Source organism: Citrobacter braakii (assembly GCF_002075345.1).
Taxonomy (GTDB): Bacteria; Pseudomonadota; Gammaproteobacteria; order Enterobacterales; family Enterobacteriaceae; genus Citrobacter; species Citrobacter braakii.
The window spans coordinates 255,303-275,102 of record NZ_NAEW01000004.1; the positions used below are offsets into that span (position 1 = coordinate 255,303).

19 protein-coding genes are annotated in these 19,800 nt (G+C 52.2%); 7 read left to right on the forward strand and 12 right to left on the reverse strand.

Annotation, left to right across the window (positions count from 1 at the left end):
- Positions 1–53: 53 nt before the first annotated feature.
- Entirely contained in the window at positions 54–809 is a 756-nt protein-coding gene (xni, locus tag BZK42_RS11095; RefSeq protein WP_016154249.1) for a flap endonuclease Xni, read from the forward strand.
- Between the two features lie 91 nt (positions 810–900).
- Here the strand turns inward: xni and fucO are convergent, their stop codons facing one another.
- From fucO to BZK42_RS11130, 7 genes are all read right to left on the reverse strand, one after another.
- Entirely contained in the window at positions 901–2,049 is a 1,149-nt protein-coding gene (gene fucO, locus BZK42_RS11100; RefSeq protein WP_080859161.1) for a lactaldehyde reductase, read from the reverse strand.
- A 27-nt stretch (positions 2,050–2,076) separates the two neighbouring features.
- Positions 2,077–2,724 (reverse strand): L-fuculose-phosphate aldolase, encoded by a 648-nt coding sequence (gene fucA, locus BZK42_RS11105; RefSeq protein ID WP_003034062.1) that lies wholly within the window; start codon positions 2,722–2,724, stop codon positions 2,077–2,079.
- Between the two features lie 141 nt (positions 2,725–2,865).
- Positions 2,866–3,864 (reverse strand): LacI family DNA-binding transcriptional regulator, encoded by a 999-nt coding sequence (locus BZK42_RS11110; RefSeq protein WP_016154251.1) that lies wholly within the window; start codon positions 3,862–3,864, stop codon positions 2,866–2,868.
- A gap of 66 nt (positions 3,865–3,930) precedes the next feature.
- Positions 3,931–5,511, reverse strand: a complete 1,581-nt coding sequence (locus BZK42_RS11115) for an FGGY-family carbohydrate kinase (RefSeq protein WP_080859162.1) — start codon at positions 5,509–5,511, stop codon at positions 3,931–3,933.
- A gap of 53 nt (positions 5,512–5,564) precedes the next feature.
- Positions 5,565–6,515 carry an ABC transporter substrate-binding protein gene (locus tag BZK42_RS11120; RefSeq protein ID WP_016157361.1) on the reverse strand — a complete coding sequence of 317 codons (951 nt, stop codon included), beginning with the start codon at positions 6,513–6,515 and terminating at the stop codon, positions 5,565–5,567.
- A 73-nt stretch (positions 6,516–6,588) separates the two neighbouring features.
- Complete coding sequence (locus tag BZK42_RS11125; RefSeq protein ID WP_003034055.1) at positions 6,589–7,572, reverse strand: ABC transporter permease; 984 nt, start codon at positions 7,570–7,572, stop codon at positions 6,589–6,591.
- A gap of 3 nt (positions 7,573–7,575) precedes the next feature.
- On the reverse strand, positions 7,576–9,075 hold the full coding sequence (locus tag BZK42_RS11130; RefSeq protein WP_080859163.1) for a sugar ABC transporter ATP-binding protein: 1,500 nt from the start codon (positions 9,073–9,075) through the stop codon (positions 7,576–7,578).
- Between the two features lie 463 nt (positions 9,076–9,538).
- Between BZK42_RS11130 and fucI the strand changes: the two genes are divergently transcribed.
- From fucI to fucR, 4 genes are all read left to right on the forward strand, one after another.
- Positions 9,539–11,314, forward strand: a complete 1,776-nt coding sequence (fucI, locus tag BZK42_RS11135) for an L-fucose isomerase (RefSeq protein ID WP_047357907.1) — start codon at positions 9,539–9,541, stop codon at positions 11,312–11,314.
- A 99-nt stretch (positions 11,315–11,413) separates the two neighbouring features.
- A complete protein-coding gene (gene fucK, locus BZK42_RS11140) occupies positions 11,414–12,832 on the forward strand; it encodes an L-fuculokinase (protein WP_080859164.1) in 1,419 nt (472 codons plus the stop codon).
- A 1-nt stretch (position 12,833) separates the two neighbouring features.
- Positions 12,834–13,256 carry an L-fucose mutarotase gene (fucU, locus tag BZK42_RS11145; RefSeq protein WP_080859165.1) on the forward strand — a complete coding sequence of 141 codons (423 nt, stop codon included), beginning with the start codon at positions 12,834–12,836 and terminating at the stop codon, positions 13,254–13,256.
- A 57-nt stretch (positions 13,257–13,313) separates the two neighbouring features.
- Entirely contained in the window at positions 13,314–14,042 is a 729-nt protein-coding gene (gene fucR, locus BZK42_RS11150; RefSeq protein ID WP_016157366.1) for an L-fucose operon activator, read from the forward strand.
- Positions 14,043–14,077: 35 nt separating this feature from the next.
- Here fucR and rlmM read toward each other — a convergent pair whose 3' ends face one another.
- The 4 genes from rlmM to BZK42_RS11170 form a co-directional block, all read right to left on the reverse strand.
- Positions 14,078–15,178, reverse strand: coding sequence for a 23S rRNA (cytidine(2498)-2'-O)-methyltransferase RlmM (gene rlmM / locus BZK42_RS11155; RefSeq protein ID WP_003034040.1), 1,101 nt, complete (start codon positions 15,176–15,178; stop codon positions 14,078–14,080).
- Entirely contained in the window at positions 15,171–15,566 is a 396-nt protein-coding gene (locus BZK42_RS11160; protein ID WP_003034037.1) for a DUF423 domain-containing protein, read from the reverse strand. Before BZK42_RS11160 ends, rlmM begins: the two co-directional genes overlap by 8 nt.
- An 18-nt stretch (positions 15,567–15,584) precedes the next feature.
- Positions 15,585–16,502, reverse strand: a complete 918-nt coding sequence (gcvA, locus tag BZK42_RS11165; RefSeq protein ID WP_016154260.1) for a glycine cleavage system transcriptional regulator GcvA — start codon at positions 16,500–16,502, stop codon at positions 15,585–15,587.
- A gap of 363 nt (positions 16,503–16,865) precedes the next feature.
- A complete protein-coding gene (locus tag BZK42_RS11170) occupies positions 16,866–17,093 on the reverse strand; it encodes a YgdI/YgdR family lipoprotein (RefSeq protein WP_016154261.1) in 228 nt (75 codons plus the stop codon).
- Positions 17,094–17,285: 192 nt separating this feature from the next.
- On the opposite strand from BZK42_RS11170, the gene csdA reads away from it, so the two are divergent.
- Positions 17,286–18,491, forward strand: a complete 1,206-nt coding sequence (gene csdA, locus BZK42_RS11175; RefSeq protein ID WP_016154262.1) for a cysteine desulfurase CsdA — start codon at positions 17,286–17,288, stop codon at positions 18,489–18,491.
- Positions 18,491–18,934, forward strand: coding sequence for a cysteine desulfurase sulfur acceptor subunit CsdE (csdE, locus tag BZK42_RS11180; RefSeq protein WP_046276137.1), 444 nt, complete (start codon positions 18,491–18,493; stop codon positions 18,932–18,934). The genes csdA and csdE overlap by 1 nt, the downstream gene beginning before the upstream one ends.
- Positions 18,935–18,981: 47 nt before the next feature.
- On the opposite strand, the gene tcdA is transcribed toward csdE, so the two are convergent.
- Entirely contained in the window at positions 18,982–19,788 is an 807-nt protein-coding gene (tcdA, locus tag BZK42_RS11185) for a tRNA cyclic N6-threonylcarbamoyladenosine(37) synthase TcdA (protein WP_019077596.1), read from the reverse strand.
- Between the last annotated feature and the right edge of the window lie 12 nt (positions 19,789–19,800).

The following is a 19,800-nucleotide window of genomic DNA, read 5'->3' on the forward strand; positions in this document are numbered from 1 at the left end:
CCTCCCCTCGCCGTGAATGTTACCCTACAAACTTATTTGTTAGGGAGAACACCGTGGCCGTCCACCTGCTCATTGTCGATGCACTGAACCTTATCCGCCGCATTCACGCCGTACAGGGCTCACCCTGCGTAGAGACGTGCCAGCACGCGCTCGATCAGTTGATTGTGCACAGTCAGCCTACGCACGCCGTGGCGGTATTCGATGATGAAGCGCGCAACAGCGGCTGGCGTCACCAACGGTTGCCTGACTACAAAGCCGGTCGCCCCCCGATGCCTGATGAATTGCACCAGGAAATGCCCGCCTTACGCGCCGCTTTTGAACAGCGCGGCGTCTGCTGTTGGGTCTCCAGCGGGAATGAAGCCGATGATTTAGCCGCAACCCTGGCGGTTAAAGTGAGCCAGGCGGGACATCAGGCTACCATCGTCTCAACCGATAAAGGCTATTGTCAGTTGCTCTCCCCGACGCTGCGTATTCGTGACTACTTCCAGAAGCGCTGGCTGGATGCACCGTTTATTGAGAAAGAGTTTGGCGTGCTGCCGCAGCAGTTGCCTGATTACTGGGGACTGGCCGGGATCAGCAGTTCGAAAGTACCGGGGGTTGCAGGTATTGGTCCCAAAAGCGCCACGCAGCTGCTCGTACAGTTTCAACATCTGGAAGGCATTTACGCGCATCTTGATGAAGTACCGGACAAGTGGCGCAAGAAACTAGAGATGCACCAGGAGATGGCGTTTCTGTGTCGCGATATCGCACGGCTGCAAACGGACTTACATATCGACGGAAACCTGCAGCAATTACGGTTGGTGCGATAGGTCTGTTGCCGAATGGCGCTGTGCTTATCTGGCCTACACGTCGAACACCCCGGTAGGCCGGATAAGGCTTTCACGCCGTCACGCTGAAAAATTACCAGGCAGTGTGGTACAGCTCAACGATATCCCCAAGATTCGCTTCACGGGGATTTCCCCCGGTACAAACATCGTCAAATGCCGCCTGCGCCAGCGCAGGAATATCCTCTTTACGTACGCCAACATCGCGTAAATGCAGTGGGATCCCTACATCGCGGTTAAGGGCGAAGACGGCATCCACTGCCGCTTTACGTGCCTCTGCCAGCGTCAGTTCTTCAACCTTAACTCCCATCACCCGGGCGATATCGCGGAATTTTTCCCCGGTGAATTCGGCGTTATAGCGCATCACGTGCGGCAGCAAAATGGCATTTGCTACGCCGTGCGGCGTGTTATAAAACGCGCCTAACGGGTGTGCCATTCCATGCACTAATCCCAGACCAACGTTGGAAAAGCCCATCCCGGCCACGTACTGGCCCAGCGCCATCGCTTCCCCGGCCTGGGTATCGCCCGCAACGGAACCACGTAATGCCCCGGCTATCATTTCAATGGCTTTAATGTGCAGCGCATCGGTAAGCGCCCATGCTGCCCGCGTAATGTACCCCTCAATAGCATGGGTCAGGGCATCCACTCCGGTGGCGGCTTTTAGCGCCGCTGGCATGCCGTCCATCATGTCAGCATCGATGAACGCTACCTGTGGGATGTCATGGGGGTCGACACAAACAAACTTACGCCGATTTTCTTCGTCAGTGATCACGTAGTTAATGGTCACTTCCGCTGCCGTTCCCGCGGTGGTTGGGATAGCCATAACCGGCACGCTCGGGCTGTGCGTTGGCGATAACCCTTCAAGGCTGCGTACATCCGCAAACTCAGGGTTATTATTGATAATGCCAATCGCTTTACAGGTATCCTGAGGGGAGCCTCCGCCGATGGCGATCAGATAGTCTGCGCCGCTTTGCTGAAAGACACCCAACCCTTCCTGCACCACCGCAATGGTTGGGTTAGGAATAACGCCTGAATAGATTTCCCATGCCAGACCTGCAGCATCCATTCGGGAAGTCACCTTATCGACAACGCCGCACTGCACCAGATTTTTATCAGTCACAATCAACGCCTTGCGATAACCACGACGGATGACTTCATCGGTTAATGCACCAACAGCTCCCCGGCCAAACCATGCCGTTTCGTTCAGAATCATTCTGTTCGCCATCGTATTTCTCCTTTTCGCTATGCGAAATTACTCTTCAATGCGTAATCCGTAAGATTTGAATTTCTCCAGCACAATGGCGATCTCCTCGTCATCCAGCACCGGCACCGGGTCAACAATCGCCAGCGTGCTCAGATAAAGGCGGGCCAGAACTTCCACTTCATGCGCCAACCACAGTGCTTTTTCCAAATTCGCTTCACAAGCAATCAACCCATGGTGCTGTAAAAGCGTTGCCTTACGGTTTTTCAGGGCGACGCTCACATGCTCTGACAGCTCTCGTGTACCAAACGTCGCATAAGGCGCACACGGAATAGAGTTCCCCCCAGCCGCCGCAATCATGTAGTGAATTGCCGGGATAGGGCGATTAAGAATAGAAACGGCCGTGCAATGTACGGCATGGTTATGGACAACCGCATTGGCATCCGGACGTGTCTGGTATGCCGCCAGGTGAAAACGCCATTCACTGGAGGGTAATTGTCCTTTATCATATTTCCCGTCGTTATCTACATACACGATCATATTTTCAGTAAGTCTTTCGTAAGGAATACCGCTGGGCGTGATCAGCATCCCATTTTCATAACGCGCACTCACATTTCCCGCCGTCCCCTGATTCAATCCAAGGCTGGTCATTTCAAGGCAGGTTTCAATGATTTCTCGTGACAAACGCATTCTTTCCATAATGATTCTCCGGGTACAGTTTCCCCTCGTCTTTATTGCGAAAAATGCAGCCGCAGAGTAAGACGGGTCAGGTTTCAGATACAGGCAGCCACTGAACGTATATATTCAGGTTCAGTAGGCCGATTTATTTATAGCGGCGTATTAAGGTTGTCTTACGCGCTTAATAAGTTTCATCTCAACTTTTACAGTTTCTTTAATTGGCTGGTCATCAATAGCACTCATCATCATATCGAACGCTTTTTCCGCCCAAACATTTTCATCCTGCTGCATTGACCAGACATTATTGGCGAGGAATCCCAGCATCGGGTGTTCATCAAATGTCCCAATATTAATTTCAGGTGGAATTGTGCCAAAACGATTACGAATAGCGTTAATGGCCCCCTCCAGTACGGGTAATGATGAGGCAATAAATGCCTGTGGGCAGCCCTGTTCGCCGATCAACTCATCCATCAGTCGATAACCCCCCTCGGGCGTGTTGTCCGGCCCTTCGCGCACCCAATCGCTATGCAAAATACCATTATTGTTCAATGCATTAAGATAACCTTGCAAACGGTCGCCGATGCTGGGTAATCCGGTATCTCCCACCAAAAACCAGATCGGCGACTTTCCAGCGTCAAACAAACTTTGCGTCAATTTTTCGCCGCCCAAAATGTTATGGCTTTCTACCAGAGCGTTATCGGTATACTTAAAATCACGGTCAAGTAACACCATCGGTTTTCTGACCTGACGTAAATGGTGCTGCTGATTCTCTAATGTTGAGGGAACAATAAAAAGGCCATCGACATTGCGAGCTATTAACGCTTTGGTCAGTTTATTTTCGTAATCAACATCGTCATAGGTACAGCTAATCGTTAGCTGATAACCGGAACGACGACAGCGTTGCTCAAGTTTTTCTGCGAGTGTGGCAAAAAACACGTTGGAAATATTGGGCACAATCAATCCCAACGTATCCGTTTTATTCAATTTCAGGCTGCGTGCTGAATGGTTAATGACGTAACCATAGCGCTCGACATATTCATTAATACGCGTTTGGGTTTTGACACTGATTCGATATTGCTCTGCTTTCCCGTTCAGCACCAGTCGTACGGTCGTAACCGATAAATTCAGATCGCTGGCTATCTGTTCTACTGTTTTAGCCATTTATATGCCCCAGTTCACATCCAAAAACGTCAATCTACAATCATAAAAGTATTTTAAACTTTTGTCTTACTGCATAAGTTGGTTAATCGCCTGCTGCTGATCCCACATCATCAGATAAGCCTGATATTTGCGGTCATAGAAGTTCCGCCGTGCCGGGTTAGCCTTAATCACCTCGCCAGATCGAACCATCGCCTGGCATGCAGATGGAATATTTTCCCACGCGCCGCAGGCAACCGCGCCAGTGATGGCCGCACCTAACGTCACCGCATCCTCTTCCTGCATCAGATGAATATCGCATCCGGTGGCATCGGCATATTCTCGCAACCATAGTGGGTTATGCGTTGCGCCGCCGCACAGCGTCAGTCGGGAAATGGTGTGACCGTTTTCGCGCATCACTTCCATAATATGCCGCGTACCGCAGGCGATCGCCTGTAATGTCGCCAGGTACAGACGAGCAACCTGCATCTCGCCTCGCTCAAGAGTCAAACCGCAAACACTCCCCCGGGCATCGGGTCGCGCGCGCGGTGAACGATTACCGTGATGATCGGCCAGCACATGCAAATAACGACCAGGCTCTGGCTCCAGCGCCTCAAGTGCGGCAACCCATTCATTAACTAAAACGATGGGATGGCAACCCCGCGCCTCAGCCTTGTGAAATAGCGCCGCGCTGGCTCCTGACTCCTGAAGCGTCCAGTCGACTAACGCCCCAGCAGCACTTTGCCCCCCTTCTGTCAGCCAGTAGCCTGGCAGCATGGCTGACCAGTACGGCCCCCATACACCTGGTGTATGAATTTCCTGCTCGCTGCACAGCATATGGCAATTTGACGTTCCGCTGATCAACGCCAACGTCCCCTCAGGCTCAACACCGGCAAGCGCTACTCCGCCCGCATGGGCATCAATCATTCCGCTGGCGACGACCACTGCAGTCGTCAGCCCCAGCGCCTGGGCCGCATCGGCGCTAAGCGTTCCAACGGCAGCGCCTGGCGGCAGGATCCGCGACGGGATTTTTCCCAACAAATCCGTTAGCTCAACAGCGTCAAGCAGGGAGTGGCTAAAGCGTTGTTCATGTGCCAGATAGTTCCATTTACAGGTCAGCGTGCACAGACCAGCAACATCACAGGCGGTAGCTTTAGAGACCAGAAAGTCCGCCAGATCGTAGAAGCGATGCGCACTCTGCCAGGTGGCTGGAAAATGGTTTTTCAACCACAGTACTTTAGGAAGCTCCATTTCGACGCTGACTTCACCGCCAACGTAGCGCAAAGCCGGATCCTGCGTGGCGTTTATACGTTGCGTCTCCTGCGCCGCACGATGATCCATCCACATGATGATGTTATGGTCTGATGGTTCGCCTGGTGAAACCGCCAGGCCCCGCCCCAGTTCATCCAGTGCCACCAATGAACAGGTGGCATCAAATCCCAATGCGCGGATCTCCTCAATGCGAACCCCGGATGACGACACCGCCTCCTTCACTGCATGGCAAACCTGCTGCCAGATTTCTGCAGATGACTGCTCAACCCGCTCAGGACCGGGTCGAAACTGCGAGATGGCGTGTGTCGCAAAAGCCAGCCGTTTGCCACTGGCATCAAAGACACCAGCCCTGACGCTGGCGGAACCGACATCCACACCGAGGAAATATCCACTGCCCATAGTAACTCCCTGACGCTGGCGAATGATGGGGCGAACACATCGCCCCAACGGTGTTATTTTTTACCGAATGGGTGTAACAGCTTGTCAATTTCCGGGGTGTCAATGTTCTTCGCATTAACGAATTTAACCGGAATATCAATTTCTTTCGGTACAGACTGACCCGATACCGCTGCATTTAGTGTCTTGATACCCTGGTAGCCAATCTGATAAGCGTCCTGCACGACAAAACCCTGAATGACCCCAGACTTCAGGAAAGCAATGATTGCCTCGGTGCTATCAAAACCAATCACTTTCACTTTGCCTTTCAGGTTTTGACTATCAATGGCGTTTGCTACGCCCAGCGTTGAGCCTTCATTGGTGCCATAAATCCCTGCAATATCAGGGTTGGCCTGGATCATATCGATGGTTTTATCCATCGCTTTTTGCGGATCGCCATCGCTGTACTGGACCGGCAGCACCTGGATTTCCGGGTATTTCTCCTTCATGCGGGCAATAAACCCTTCCGAACGCTCAATCGCTGAGGAGGTCCCCGCTACGTGCGCAATAATGCCCACTTTACCTTTGCTGCCCACTTCCGCTGCCAGTGCATCCGCCGCTTCAGCACCGGCTTTACGGTTATTCGTGGCGACAAAGCTCACCGGGATATCGGAATTCACGCCGGAGTCAAACGTCACAACTTTAATGCCGCGTGAATTTGCGGTCTCAACTAATGGCGCCAGCGCATTGGCATCTAACGCTGCCAGCAATAGCCCATTGGGTTTTTGCGCCATCGCGTTTTCAACTAGCTGAATCTGCTCGGCAATCTGAGTTTCATCCGCCGGGCCAACATAGCTGGTTTTATCACCCGACTCTTTTGCTGCTGCTTCCGTCCCCATTTTTACGGTTTGCCAGAATTCATGCTGGAAACCTTTACTGACCACCGGAAGGTTCATATCTTTAGCCAATACGCTGGATGTCATACAGGCCAGCAGGGATAACGCATAGACAAAATTCCTGGTTCTCATTGTTTTACTCCGTTCTGAGTGAGTCACCCTAAACGTCAGGGTTATGATGCCCCGTGACTTCCGGGAGCGTAAATCAACGAATTTTTTTGCGTAATGTATCGAGATAAACCGCAGCAATGACCACCACGCCCATGGCCACCATTTGCCAGAACTGGGAAACCCCCATCAGGTTCAGACCGTTTTTCAACACGCTCATAATGAATGCGCCGATGATAGTCCCGCCGATGGTGCCAATTCCTCCCATCAGGCTCGTACCGCCAATAACAACCGCCGCGATGGCTTCCAGTTCATAACCCACACCAACCGTTGGCTGACCAGAGTTCAGACGTGAGGCCAGAATAACGCCGGCGATCCCGGTCAGCAGACCACAAAAGGCGTAGACGAAAATTTTGACGCGTTGAACTTTAATACCGGAAAGATGTGCGGCCACCTCATTGCTACCCACAGCGTAAACATAGCGACCAATCACCGTTTTCTTCAGGATGTAGGCGGCGATTAGCGCCACCACCACCAGGTAAAAAACGGGATAAGGCAACACATCGAACAAACGTCCCTGGGCCAGCATTTTGAAGGTGGGGTAATCAGCGAAATAAATCGCACGACCATCTGTCATCACCATATTGATGCCTCTGACAGACATCATCAGGCCCAGCGTGGCGATAAAAGGCGGGATAGTCATTTTGGTGACCAGCAGACCATTGATATAGCCGCATAATCCACCGGCCAGCACCCCGGCCAGAATACATACGGGCAGAGGCAATCCCAGCGTGGCGCTGATGCCTACCGCAACACCCGAAAAGGCCACCACCGAGCCAAGAGAAAGGTCGATTCCTGACGTGATAATGACGAAGGTAACGCCAATCGCCATAATGCCAATCACTGAAGTTTGCAGAGCGATTGTCATGATGTTTTCAGTGTTAAAGAAAAATGGCGAACCAAAGCTAAAAAATATTACTAAAATAATCAGACTCAAAAGCGGCGCAAGGCGCATTAAAAGTTCTTTGTTAATTTTTATTTTCTTATTATTGCTGTCTGAAGAGGTTACAGAGATAGTCATAAATTAGTCCTCTAACGTCGCATATTGCATGATTTTTTCTTGTGTGGCGTCATCAGAAGCTAACTCCCCGGTAATACGTCCATTACGCATCACTAAAATGCGATCGCACATACCCAGCACTTCCGGTAATTCAGAGGAGATCATGATAATTGACTTCCCTTTTGCCACCAGTCGATTCATTAATTCATAAATCTCAAGTTTGGCACCCACATCAATACCGCGAGTGGGTTCATCAAAGATGAGAATATCGGTGTCTTTACACACCCATCTGGCAATAATAATTTTCTGCTGATTACCACCACTTAAATTCAGAGCAGCCTGTTCTAAATGTGGTGTTTTAATGCGTAGGGCTTTCACCTGTTCTTCGCTGGTTTTCTGACAACGTTTGCTGTCCACGTTGCCATAACGATCGGAATACTCAGGATAATTGCCCAACATAATATTGCGCTCAACGGACAGTCCTAATGCCAGCCCCTCTTTTTTCCTGTCCTCGGTTAAATAGCTGATACCCTGTTTGATAGCATCAGGAATATCTTTAATTACCGTCACGTTACCGTTCAGCTTGAGGGTTCCGCCATCAATGGGATCCGCACCAAAAATTGCCCGCGCCAGCTCAGTACGTCCTGCCCCCATCAGACCGGCGAAGCCCAAAATTTCGCCCTGATACAGAGTGAAATCAATATTGTTCAATACGCCATTGCGCGTCAGACCGCTTACTTCCAACACCGGCTTGCGTTGAGCCAAAGGTTCGCGGCGAGGATAGATATTGCCAAGATCGCGCCCAACCATCATGGCAATCAGATCGCTAATTTTAACCGCATCATAATCCACAGTGGCAATAAACTGACCATCCCGCATCACCGTCGCGCGATCGGCGATCAGCGCCAGTTCCTCTAATCTGTGCGAGATATAAACAATGCCCGTTCCCTGTTCTTTCAGCAAACGAGTTACCTGAAATAAGCTGTCAATTTCCGTTTCAGTCAGCGCTGCCGTCGGTTCATCCATAATAAGAATCTTGGCATTCACCGATATCGCTTTAGCAATCTCAACCATTTGTTGTTGCGCGACGGTCAGATCGGCCACCAGCGTTTCTGGAGAGATATTCAGGTTTAATTTTTGCAAAATATCGATAGCTGCCTGTCGCTGTTGTTTTTCATCCAGACGCCAGCGATTATTTTTGCAAAACTCCCTGCCAATAAATATATTATCTTCCACCGTGAGTTCAGGGAAAAGGTTAAACTCCTGGTGAATGATGGTGATACCTGCGCTTTGTGCACTCAACGGGTTCGCAAAAGTAACAGGTTGTCCCTCAAAAATAATATCCCCTTCATCAGGCTGATAAACACCGGATAAAATCTTCATCAACGTAGACTTTCCTGCGCCATTCTCACCCAGCAGCACATGAACCTCTCCTTTGCGTAAAGCAAAATCCACATTACTCAACGCTAATACGCCGGGAAAACGTTTCGTAATATGACTCATCTGTAAAAATGTTTCAGACATTGCTGCTTTCCTCAATATACAGAAACTGCAATCAGTGAATCAGGCGCAAAACGTTGCCAGGAAGCCATCGTCACCGTTAATGCGAATACTACCTATAAGTTCATATGCGTTTTATCAATTATGCTAACTCGAGTTAGCGAAGTGCCTTTTAAAGCTATTTTAGCTACTCAAAATAGCCAAATCATTTGGTTTAAAACTGTGACGCTGAACAGACAATTTATTACAACCAATTAATTTAAAAAGGATTTATTGAAAATACCCGTCCTGGTTTATTTGACGCAGATCGAATTTTAACCACTTCTCGTGAAGCCTCTCACAGTTCCACAACAAAAAAGTTGTGCAAAAAACTCTCTAATACCTAAGCTAACTCGAGTTAGCAAAAATGGGTTATTCAGCCAACTGCGACGGTGGTGTTCAACATCCGCTTTTGCAGCACGGCATAAAGTGAGATGAGGAACCTCGAATGAACAAAAATAGCTTACCGAAAATTGGAATTCGTCCGGTGATTGATGGGCGCCGTATGGGTGTTCGTGAATCGCTCGAAGAGCAAACCATGAATATGGCAAAAGCCACTGCTGCGCTGATCACAGAGAAACTTCGTCACGCCTGTGGTGCACAAATTGAATGTGTGATTGCCGACACTTGCATTGCCGGGATGGCTGAATCTGCCGCCTGTGAAGAAAAATTCAGCAGCCTGAACGTAGGCGTGACGATTACTGTTACCCCATGCTGGTGCTACGGTAGCGAAACCATCGACATGGATCCGATGCGCCCGAAAGCTATCTGGGGCTTTAACGGAACAGAACGTCCCGGCGCAGTTTATCTGGCCGCAGCATTGGCTGCGCATAATCAAAAAGGACTTCCCGCCTTCTCTATTTACGGCCATGACGTACAGGATGCCGGTGACACCACGATCCCTGCCGATGTTGAAGAAAAATTGCTGCGCTTTGCCCGAGCGGGCCTGGCGGTTGCCAGTATGAAAGGCAAAAGCTACCTGTCCGTAGGCGGTGTTTCAATGGGCATTGCCGGCTCGATTGTCGATCATAACTTCTTTGAATCCTGGCTGGGAATGAAGGTTCAACCCGTTGATATGACCGAACTGCGTCGTCGCATCGACCAAAAAATCTATGACGAAGCTGAGCTGGAAATGGCGCTGGCGTGGGCGGATAAAAACTTCCGCTACGGTGAAGATCAGAACGCACAGCAATATAAGCGTAACGCAGAGCAGAGCCGTGCGGTGCTGAAAGAGAGCCTGCTGATGGCCATGTGCATTCGCGACATGATGCAGGGTAACCAAAAACTGGCAGACAAAGGTCGGGTTGAAGAGTCACTGGGGTACAACGCGATTGCCGCAGGCTTCCAGGGCCAGCGTCACTGGACCGATCAATACCCGAATGGCGATACCGCCGAAGCACTGCTCAACAGCTCCTTTGACTGGAACGGCATTCGCGAACCGTTCGTTGTCGCCACCGAAAACGACAGCCTGAACGGCGTGGCGATGCTGTTTGGTCATCAACTCACCGGCACAGCGCAGGTCTTTGCCGATGTGCGCACCTACTGGTCGCCAGAGGCGGTTGAACGCGTCACAGGTAAACCGCTAACCGGCCTTGCTGAGCACGGTATTATTCACCTGATTAACTCCGGCTCGGCAGCGCTGGATGGCTCCTGCAAACAGCGCGACGGCGAAGGGAAACCGACCATGAAGCCGCACTGGGAAATCTCACAGAAAGAGGCGGATGATTGCCTGGCTGCTACCGAATGGTGTCCGGCTATTCACGAATACTTCCGCGGCGGCGGCTATTCTTCTCGCTTCCTGACCGAGGGCGGCGTGCCGTTCACCATGACCCGCATCAACATCATCAAAGGCCTGGGCCCGGTGCTGCAAATCGCGGAAGGCTGGAGCGTGGAATTGCCGAAAGAGATGCACGACCAGCTTGATGCGCGCACCAACTCCACCTGGCCAACCACCTGGTTCGCTCCGCGCTTAACCGGTAAAGGCCCGTTCAGCGATGTCTATTCCGTCATGGCTAACTGGGGCGCAAACCACGGCGTACTGACGATTGGTCACGTGGGCGCGGACTTTATTACGCTCGCCGCCATGTTGCGTATCCCGGTTTGTATGCACAACGTGGAAGACGAAAAAATTTACCGCCCTTCAGCCTGGGCAGCCCATGGTATGGATATGGAAGGCCAGGATTATCGCGCCTGCCAGAACTACGGCCCGCTGTATAAGCGTTAATGCGACTCTGGCCCGGTGGCGCAAGCTTACCGGGCCTGCGCAGTGAATTTTGTAGGCCGGGTAAGCGCTGCGCCATCCGGCTACGTTTGGGGAGCGATTATGAAACAAGACGTTATCCTGGTTCTCGACTGTGGCGCGACCAACGTGCGGGCTATCGCCGTTGACCGACAGGGAAAGATTGTCGCCCGCGCAGCGACCCCGAACGCCAGTGACATCGCAACAGAAAACAGTACCTGGCATCAATGGTCGCTGGAGGCCATTCTGCAACGCTTCGCCGATTGCTGTCAGCGCCTCTGCACGCAACTGGCCGCCTGCCATGTCCGCGGGATCGCCGTCACCACTTTTGGCGTAGACGGCGCGCTGGTTGATAAGAACGGCAAGCAGCTGTATCCGGTGATTAGCTGGAAATGCCCACGCACCGCAGCGGTGATGGAGAATATTCACCGCTACATATCACCGCAGCAATTGCAGGAAATTTCCGGCGTCGGCGCATTTAGCTTCAACACGCTGTATAAACTGGTGTGGCTGAAAGAAAACCATCCGCAATTTCTGGAACAGGCGCACGCCTGGTTGTTTATCTCGTCGCTTATCAACCACCGTTTAACCGGCGAGTTCACTACAGATATCACCATGGCGGGCACCAGTCAGCTGCTGGACATCCGGCAGCGCGATTTTAGTCATGACATTTTGCATGCTACGGGCATACCGCGCCGTCTGTTCCCGCGCCTGGTTGAAGCAGGCGAAAAGATTGGGGCTTTGCAACCGGAGGCTGCCAGCCTGCTCGGGCTTACGGCGGGAATTCCGGTCATCTCTGCCGGCCACGACACGCAGTTTGCGCTATTTGGCGCTGGAGCCCAGCCAGATGAACCGGTGCTCTCTTCCGGCACATGGGAAATTCTGATGGTGCGCAGTGCGCAGGTGGATACCTCCCAGCTCAGCCAATATGCGGGTTCCACTTGTGAGCTGGATAGCCAGGCTGGACTGAATAACCCCGGCATGCAGTGGCTGGCTTCCGGTGTACTTGAGTGGGTGCGTAAGCTGTTGTGGACTGCCGACACCCCCTGGCAGACGTTGATTGACGAAGCCAGGGCCATCCCGGCAGGCGCCGAAGGCGTGAAGATGCACTGCGACCTGCTGGCCTGTCAGAATGCGGGCTGGCAAGGGGTTACGCTCAATACCACCCGTGGGCACTTTTATCGCGCCGCGCTGGAAGGACTGACAGAACAGCTGCAGCGAAACCTCCATACGCTGGAAAAAATCGGTCATTTCCAGGCCACAGAACTGCTATTGGTTGGTGGGGGAAGCCGCAACGCGTTGTGGAATCAGATCAAAGCGAATGTGCTCGGGATACCTGTCAAAGTGCTGGATGACGCCGAAACCACCGTGGCAGGTGCCGCAATGTTTGCGTGGTCGGGCATTGGGGAATTTGCCTCACCGGAACAGGCACGCGGGCAGGTACGCTACCAGTACCGTTACTTTTATCCGCAAACCGAATCCGAACTAACAGGAGTTGAGTAATATGCTCAAAACAATATCTCCCTTAATTTCGCCCGACCTGCTGAAGGTGCTGGCTGAGATGGGCCACGGCGATGAGATTATATTTTCCGATGCCCACTTCCCGGCCCACAGCATGGGACCGCAGGTTATCCGCACCGACGGTCTATTGGTCAGCGACCTGCTACAGGCGATTATTCCGCTCTTTGAACTGGACAGCTATGCCCCACCGCTGGTGATGATGGCGGCTGTTGAAGGCGATGCCCTCGATCCTGACGTCGAGGCCCGCTATCGTCAGGCGCTTTCACTGCAAACCCCCTGCCCGGACATCACGCGTATTGACCGCTATGCCTTCTATGAACGCGCGCAACAGGCGTTTGCGATCGTTATCACAGGAGAGCGGGCAAAGTACGGGAATATTCTATTAAAAAAAGGAGTAACCCCGTAATCTCTGGTCTGAATGCCCGTCAGCTACGGGCATTCATCATAAAATGAGGATCAGAACATGAAAGCGGCGCGCCAGCAGGCGATCGTAGATCTGCTTACCAACCACAAAAATCTGACAACCGAAACCCTTGCTTTGCAACTTAAGGTCAGCAAAGAGACCATCCGCCGCGATCTCAGCGAGCTACAAGCCCAGGGAAAAGTGCTGCGCAATCACGGACGGGCCAAAGTGATTCATCGGCAAAATCAGGACAGCGGCGACCCGTTTCATATGCGACTCAAAAGCCACTATGCCCACAAAGCGAATATTGCCCGCGAAGCGCTGGCATGGATCGAAGAAGGTATGGTGATAGCCCTGGACGCCAGCTCAACGTGCTGGTACCTGGCGCGACAGTTACCGGACATCAACATTCACGTCTTTACCAACAGCCAGCCCATTTGCCAGGAATTGGCTAAACGCGAACACCTTCAGCTCATCAGCTCCGGCGGTCGCCTTGAGCGTAAATACGGTTGCTATGTTAACCCCTCGCTCATCTCGCAGCTCAAACCACTCGAGATCGATCTGTTTATTTTTTCCTGCGTAGGGATCGACAGCGACGGCGCACTCTGGGACTCTAACGCGACCAATGCCGACTTCAAGTCCATTCTGCTTAAGCGCGCAGCGCAGTCATTATTGCTGATCGATAAAAGTAAATTTAATCGTTCGGGAGAGGCCCGGATTGGGCATCTGGATGATGTGACGCATATTATTTCAGATACGCCGCTGATTGAAACAATGCAGGCCGGATAAGGCATTTACGCCTTCATCCGGCCTGCAATTTTACCTTATCGCTCGTCGCGACGGCCACCAACAGCAGCCCACAGGCGACGGACGTGCACGGTGACTTCTTCACGGTCATGATACAGCTGACGCGCCTGAATCTGGGCATTTACGCCATGCTCGTCAAGCTGTGCCTGAATATAAGCCAGGTTTTGCGACACCTCTTCGTAGCGTTTTTTCATCGGCAGCTTGAGGTTGAAGATAGTCTCACGACACCAGCCGTTGACCAGCCACTGCGCCATCAGGGCGGCAACCTTCGCGGGCTTTTCCACCATGTCGCAAACCATCCACGAAATGTTATTGCGATTTGGCCGGTACTTAAATCCGTCTTCGCGCAGCCAGGTAACTTGTCCGGTATCCATCAGACTTTGCGCCATCGGACCATTATCCACGGAGTAAACCCACATGTTGCGTTTAACCAGTTGATAGGTCCAACCGCCCGGGCATGCCCCTAAATCCACCGCATACATTCCGTTAGCCAGACGTTCATCCCACTCATCGGCAGGAATGAACACGTGCAGCGCTTCTTCCAGCTTCAGTGTTGAACGGCTCGGCGCATCGGCCGGGAACTTCAGACGCGGAATGCCCATGTAGAACGGGGAGTTATTGTCAGGCCAGGAATAGCCGGTATAGCAACAGCCTGGTGCGATAAAGAACACATGAACCACCGGACGTTTTGGCGTTTCATATTTTGCCAGCACGCCCGCTTCCCGCAGCGCCGCGCGCAGTGGTACGGTAAATTTACGGCAAAATTTAACCAACTCTTTGCTTTCATTGGTATCAGCAACTTCAACGCGCAGATCGCCGCCTTTCTCTACCACGCCCTGCAACATGCCGACAATCGGCGTAATGCGGTCTTCCGGCGGTAAATATTGCAGCAGTTCGCCCACCACAAACATTTGACGGGCAAAAATCAGCGAGCTAAACGGCAACTCTTTCACTAACTTTTCGGCATCGTCCTGCTGATAGCATTCGAAGATGACGTAACCCGCATTGTCTTTCACGCGGGCAAAACCGAAGATTTCCCGGCGTCCTGCTTTATCCGTAATTTCTGCGGCGCACTCTTTTTCAAAACCTGGGCGACACAACAATACAACCTTATTCATGGCTAACGCCCTTACGTTTCAATCGAATAGCGCCCACTAACATCAGCGCCCAGCCCACAAGGAAGCTGAAACCGCCGACGGGGGTAACAAACGCCCACAGGCGTAAATGCGAGAGCGCGAGGCAATACAGGCTGCCGCTAAACAGCACCGTTCCTAATGCCAAAAACACGCTACTCCAGTAAAACCAAATGCTAATGCGCCGCTGCATGGCGACGGCCAGGCCAAATATAGCCAGCGTATGGAACGCCTGATACTCGAGGCCTGTCTGGATCCACCCCATCTCAACGACACCGAGGGTTTTACTCAGAACATGTGCCCCAAAGGCGCCCAACGCCACAAAGATAAAGCCACTTACGGCGGCAAAAATCAGCATAAAACGGCTGGTCATGTGAATACCCTACGTAAATTATTGTTCATAACGAAAGCGGAATTTTTCTTGTTCCGTGGCCGCTTTCGCCAGAATCCACTGACGGAAGGCGGCTATTTTACCCAGTTCTGCCTGACTGTCATGACAAACCAGATAAAATGCGTTTTTGCTGACCAGAACATCATTAAACGGACAGACCAGACGTCCGGCTTCTATTTCGGATTGCGCCATGACGTTATTAGCCAACGCAATTCCCTGTCCATGGATAGCAGCCTGGAGCACCATGGCGCTATGGCTGAAGATGGGTCCCTGCTGTACGTTGATATGATTCAGGCCAAGCTGGCGCGTATAGGCTTGCCAGTCACGGCGTGACGCATCGTGCAATAATGTGTGTTTCGCCAGATCTTCGGGCGTCTTTAGCGGTTTATCACCGGTGAGTAATAGCGGCGAGCAGACCGGCAATAAATATTCTGCGTACAATTTTTCAACGCGCAGACCCGGCCAATTGCCACGTCCGTAGAAAATCGCCACATCAACATCGTCAGCCAGTTTGTCTTCCTGACGGTCCACCGCCTGGATCCTGACATCGATTCCCGGATAAGCTGAGTTAAAGCTAGAGAGTCTGGGAACCATCCATTGGATTGCAAAACTGGGCAATAAACTCACAGTGAGCGCACCTTTTGCACTGCGTGCCTGAAGTTTACGCGTCGCGTCGGTTAATTGCGAAAAAATCTCTTTGATGTCGAGAAAGTAGCTTTGGCCTTCTTCCGTTAACAGCAAAGATCGATTGCGTCGACGAAACAGCTTCAGCCCCAGGAAATCCTCAAGTGACTTGATTTGATGACTTACTGCGGCCTGCGTCACAAAAAGCTCTTCTGCTGCGCGAGTAAAGCTCAAATGACGCGCTGCAGCATCAAAAACACGCAACGCATTTAGGGGTGGTAATCGTTTTGACATGACTTTTAGGCTTTGATGTTAAATGAATTTAACAATTAACCAACAGGTTGTAACCTATTAGTTTTTTTTATCTGAGCCATTATAAATTGTCCGTTGAGGTTCTACCAGCAAATACCTATAGTGGCGGCACTTCCTGAAGCCGGAACGAAAAGTTTTATCGGAATGCGTGTTCTGGTGGGCTTTTGGCTTACGGTTGTGATGTTGTGTTGTTGTGTTTGCAATTGGTCTGCGATTCAGACCATGGTAGCAAAGCTACCCTTTTTCACTTCCTGTACATTTACCCTGTCTGTCCATAGTGATTAATGTAGCACCGCCAAATTGCGGTGCTTTTTTTTGTCCGACTCTTTGTCGATGGACGACCGGTTAGTTATCCAGTTCTACCATCTCTTTCACATCGGTACGGTTAATCTGCTGTTTGTTGCCGTTAGCGTCTTTATACGAAATCATCCCCGTTTCATTGTCGGTCTGTGGCTTACCATCAGATACGATTGATCGACCATCATTGGTGTGCATCACGTAATTCGAACCAGAACAGGCGCTCAGGGCAAAAGTCAGCATACAAGCAGAGATAATTGCGGCAGTCTTTTTCATCTTTTTCTCCTTAAAGCGATTTATGCTATTAAAAACACACTCCGTAACAGGCTAAATTGCTCGCCTAACGGTATATAGCATAAGACACTGCGTGGACTTTGCCAGGATATCCAGAGTATTCCGATGGTTAGCACACCCCTTGTATCAGCGCCCTTTTTGCGCCACGATCGGTTTACTGAACTGAGGAATACCATGAACGCTTTTAACCCCGCGCAGTTTCGCGCGCAATTTCCCGCACTCAACGATGCTGGCGTCTATCTCGACAGCGCTGCTACCGCACTGAAGCCGCAGGCAGTGATTGAGGCCACCCATCAGTTTTATAGCCTGAGCGCCGGGAACGTCCATCGCAGCCAGTTTGCCGAAGCACAGCGCCTGACCGCACGCTATGAAGCCGCGCGGGAAAAAGTCGCAAGCCTGATTAATGCGCCGGATGACAAAACAATCGTCTGGACCCGCGGTACGACGGAAGCGATCAACATGGTTGCCCAAAGCTATGCGCGACCGCGCTTACAACCGGGTGATGAGATTATCGTTAGCGCAGCAGAGCATCATGCCAACCTCGTGCCCTGGCTGATGGTGGCGGAGCAAACGGGGGCGAAGGTCGTCAGGCTGCCGCTTAACGACCATTTATTGCCAGACGTTGAAAGCCTCGCGCAACTCATCACTCCACGCAGCCGCATTCTGGCGCTTGGGCAGATGTCGAACGTTACCGGCGGTTGCCCGGATTTAGCCCGCGCCATTACGCTCGCCCATGCGGCTGGAATGGTGGTGATGGTGGATGGTGCCCAGGGGATTGTCCATTTCCCCGCCGACGTACAGCAATTAGACATTGATTTCTATGCGTTCTCGGGCCACAAGCTGTATGGCCCCACCGGCATTGGCGTGCTGTACGGTAAACCGGAACTGCTGGATGCCATGTCTCCCTGGCTCGGTGGGGGTAAAATGATTAGCGAAGTCAGTTTTGACGGTTTCACCACCCAGGCTGCTCCATGGAAGCTGGAGGCCGGTACGCCTAACGTTGCTGGCGTTATCGGACTAAGCGCGGCGCTCGAATGGCTGGCGGACGTTGACGTGGTGCAGGCCGAAAACTGGAGCCGGGGTCTGGCGACGTTGGCAGAAGATGCACTGGCGAAACGCCCCGGCTTTCGCTCCTTCCGCTGCCAGGACTCCAGTCTGTTAGCCTTTGATTTCGCAGGCGTTCATCACAGCGACATGGTGACACTGCTGGCCGAATATGGCATTGCGCTGCGTGCAGGACAACACTGTGCGCAACCGCTGCTGGCAGAACTGGGCGTATCCGGGACGCTACGCGCCTCATTTGCACCTTATAATACGCAAAGTGATGTAGATGCGTTGGTCGCAGCCGTTGACCGCGCGCTGGAAATATTGGTGGATTAATGACAAGCCCTCTGTTCGCCGGACACCCGTTTGGCACAACCGTAACGGAAGAGACGTTACGCAATACCTTTACCCCGCTCACCCAGTGGGAAGATAAATATCGCCAGCTGATTCTGCTGGGTAAGCAGTTGCCAGCGCTTCCTGATTCGCTAAAGGCACAGGCCAAAGAGATCGCGGGCTGCGAAAACCGCGTTTGGCTGGGGCATACCCTTCATGAGAATGGTACTTTGCATTTCTTCGGCGACAGCGAAGGTCGCATTGTACGCGGGCTGTTGGCGGTATTACTCACGGCGGTTGAAGGTAAAACCGCAGCCGAGTTAGTGGCGCATTCGCCTATGGCATTATTTGACGAGCTAGGTTTACGCGCGCAGCTCAGCGCCTCGCGTACCCAGGGGCTGCATGCTCTTAACGAGGCGATTCTTGAGGCTGCCCGACAGGTTTGATGGTTGCCGGATGGCGACGCGAACGCGTCTTATCCGGCACAACACACTCAACTCTGGCGCGCCGCTTTCGCCATCATCTTCTTCAGCGCGTGTGAGACGGCAACAAAGCCAAAGGTGGCGGTCACCATAGTGGCCGCGCCAAAACCGGATGCGCAATCCATGCGCTTCGGCCCTTCCGCCGTCGCCTTCATCGCACATACCGAGCCATCTGCCTGCGGGTAAACCAGCGCTTCGGTCGAGAACACACAGTCCACGCCCAGCTTGCCTTTGCTGTTTTTCACCACGCCAAAATCGCTTTTCAGCCGCTCGCGTAGCTTGGCTGCCAGCGGATCCTGGATAGTTTTTGCCAAATCAACGACCTGTATCTGCGTCGGGTCGATCTGCCCTCCCGCACCACCGGTGGTCACCAGCGGAATTTTGTTACGCCGACACCAGGCGATCAGTGCCGCTTTTGGGCGCACGCTGTCAATCGCATCAATGACATACGAATAACCCGCACTCATATACTCAGCAACATTATCCGGCGTGACAAAATCATCGACCACGTTCACCCGGCACTCCGGGTTAATCTGGCGGATACGTTCAGCCATCACTTCAGCTTTTGCCAGGCCGACGTTATCGCGCAGAGCATGGATCTGGCGGTTAGTATTGGTGACGCACACATCATCCATATCGATGAGCGTGATGGCGCCAATACCGGTACGCGCCAGCGCTTCCGCCGCCCACGACCCTACCCCGCCAATCCCGACCACGCAAACGTGCGATTGGGCAAACAACTGCAGCGCATTTTCGCCATACAGACGCGCCGTACCGCCAAAACGCTGGCGCCAGGCATCACTGATAACCACAGACATAACACCTCAAAT

Excerpts from the sequence above, each read along its gene's own strand:
- fucR (WP_016157366.1), top strand. The coding sequence starts at position 13,314 with ATGAAAGCGGCGCGCCAGCAGGCGATCGTAGATCTGCTTACCAACCAC.
- csdA (WP_016154262.1), top strand. The coding sequence starts at position 17,286 with ATGAACGCTTTTAACCCCGCGCAGTTTCGCGCGCAATTTCCCGCACTC.
- BZK42_RS11110 (WP_016154251.1), bottom strand. The coding sequence starts at position 3,864 with ATGGCTAAAACAGTAGAACAGATAGCCAGCGATCTGAATTTATCGGTT.
- csdE (WP_046276137.1), top strand. The coding sequence starts at position 18,491 with ATGACAAGCCCTCTGTTCGCCGGACACCCGTTTGGCACAACCGTAACG.
- fucK (WP_080859164.1), top strand. The coding sequence starts at position 11,414 with ATGAAACAAGACGTTATCCTGGTTCTCGACTGTGGCGCGACCAACGTG.
- BZK42_RS11170 (WP_016154261.1), bottom strand. The coding sequence starts at position 17,093 with ATGAAAAAGACTGCCGCAATTATCTCTGCTTGTATGCTGACTTTTGCC.
- fucU (WP_080859165.1), top strand. The coding sequence starts at position 12,834 with ATGCTCAAAACAATATCTCCCTTAATTTCGCCCGACCTGCTGAAGGTG.
- BZK42_RS11115 (WP_080859162.1), bottom strand. The coding sequence starts at position 5,511 with ATGGGCAGTGGATATTTCCTCGGTGTGGATGTCGGTTCCGCCAGCGTC.
- BZK42_RS11130 (WP_080859163.1), bottom strand. The coding sequence starts at position 9,075 with ATGTCTGAAACATTTTTACAGATGAGTCATATTACGAAACGTTTTCCC.
- fucI (WP_047357907.1), top strand. The coding sequence starts at position 9,539 with ATGAACAAAAATAGCTTACCGAAAATTGGAATTCGTCCGGTGATTGAT.
- BZK42_RS11125 (WP_003034055.1), bottom strand. The coding sequence starts at position 7,572 with ATGACTATCTCTGTAACCTCTTCAGACAGCAATAATAAGAAAATAAAA.
- BZK42_RS11160 (WP_003034037.1), bottom strand. The coding sequence starts at position 15,566 with ATGACCAGCCGTTTTATGCTGATTTTTGCCGCCGTAAGTGGCTTTATC.
- rlmM (WP_003034040.1), bottom strand. The coding sequence starts at position 15,178 with ATGAATAAGGTTGTATTGTTGTGTCGCCCAGGTTTTGAAAAAGAGTGC.
- tcdA (WP_019077596.1), bottom strand. The coding sequence starts at position 19,788 with ATGTCTGTGGTTATCAGTGATGCCTGGCGCCAGCGTTTTGGCGGTACG.
- gcvA (WP_016154260.1), bottom strand. The coding sequence starts at position 16,502 with ATGTCAAAACGATTACCACCCCTAAATGCGTTGCGTGTTTTTGATGCT.
- fucA (WP_003034062.1), bottom strand. The coding sequence starts at position 2,724 with ATGGAAAGAATGCGTTTGTCACGAGAAATCATTGAAACCTGCCTTGAA.
- BZK42_RS11120 (WP_016157361.1), bottom strand. The coding sequence starts at position 6,515 with ATGAGAACCAGGAATTTTGTCTATGCGTTATCCCTGCTGGCCTGTATG.
- fucO (WP_080859161.1), bottom strand. The coding sequence starts at position 2,049 with ATGGCGAACAGAATGATTCTGAACGAAACGGCATGGTTTGGCCGGGGA.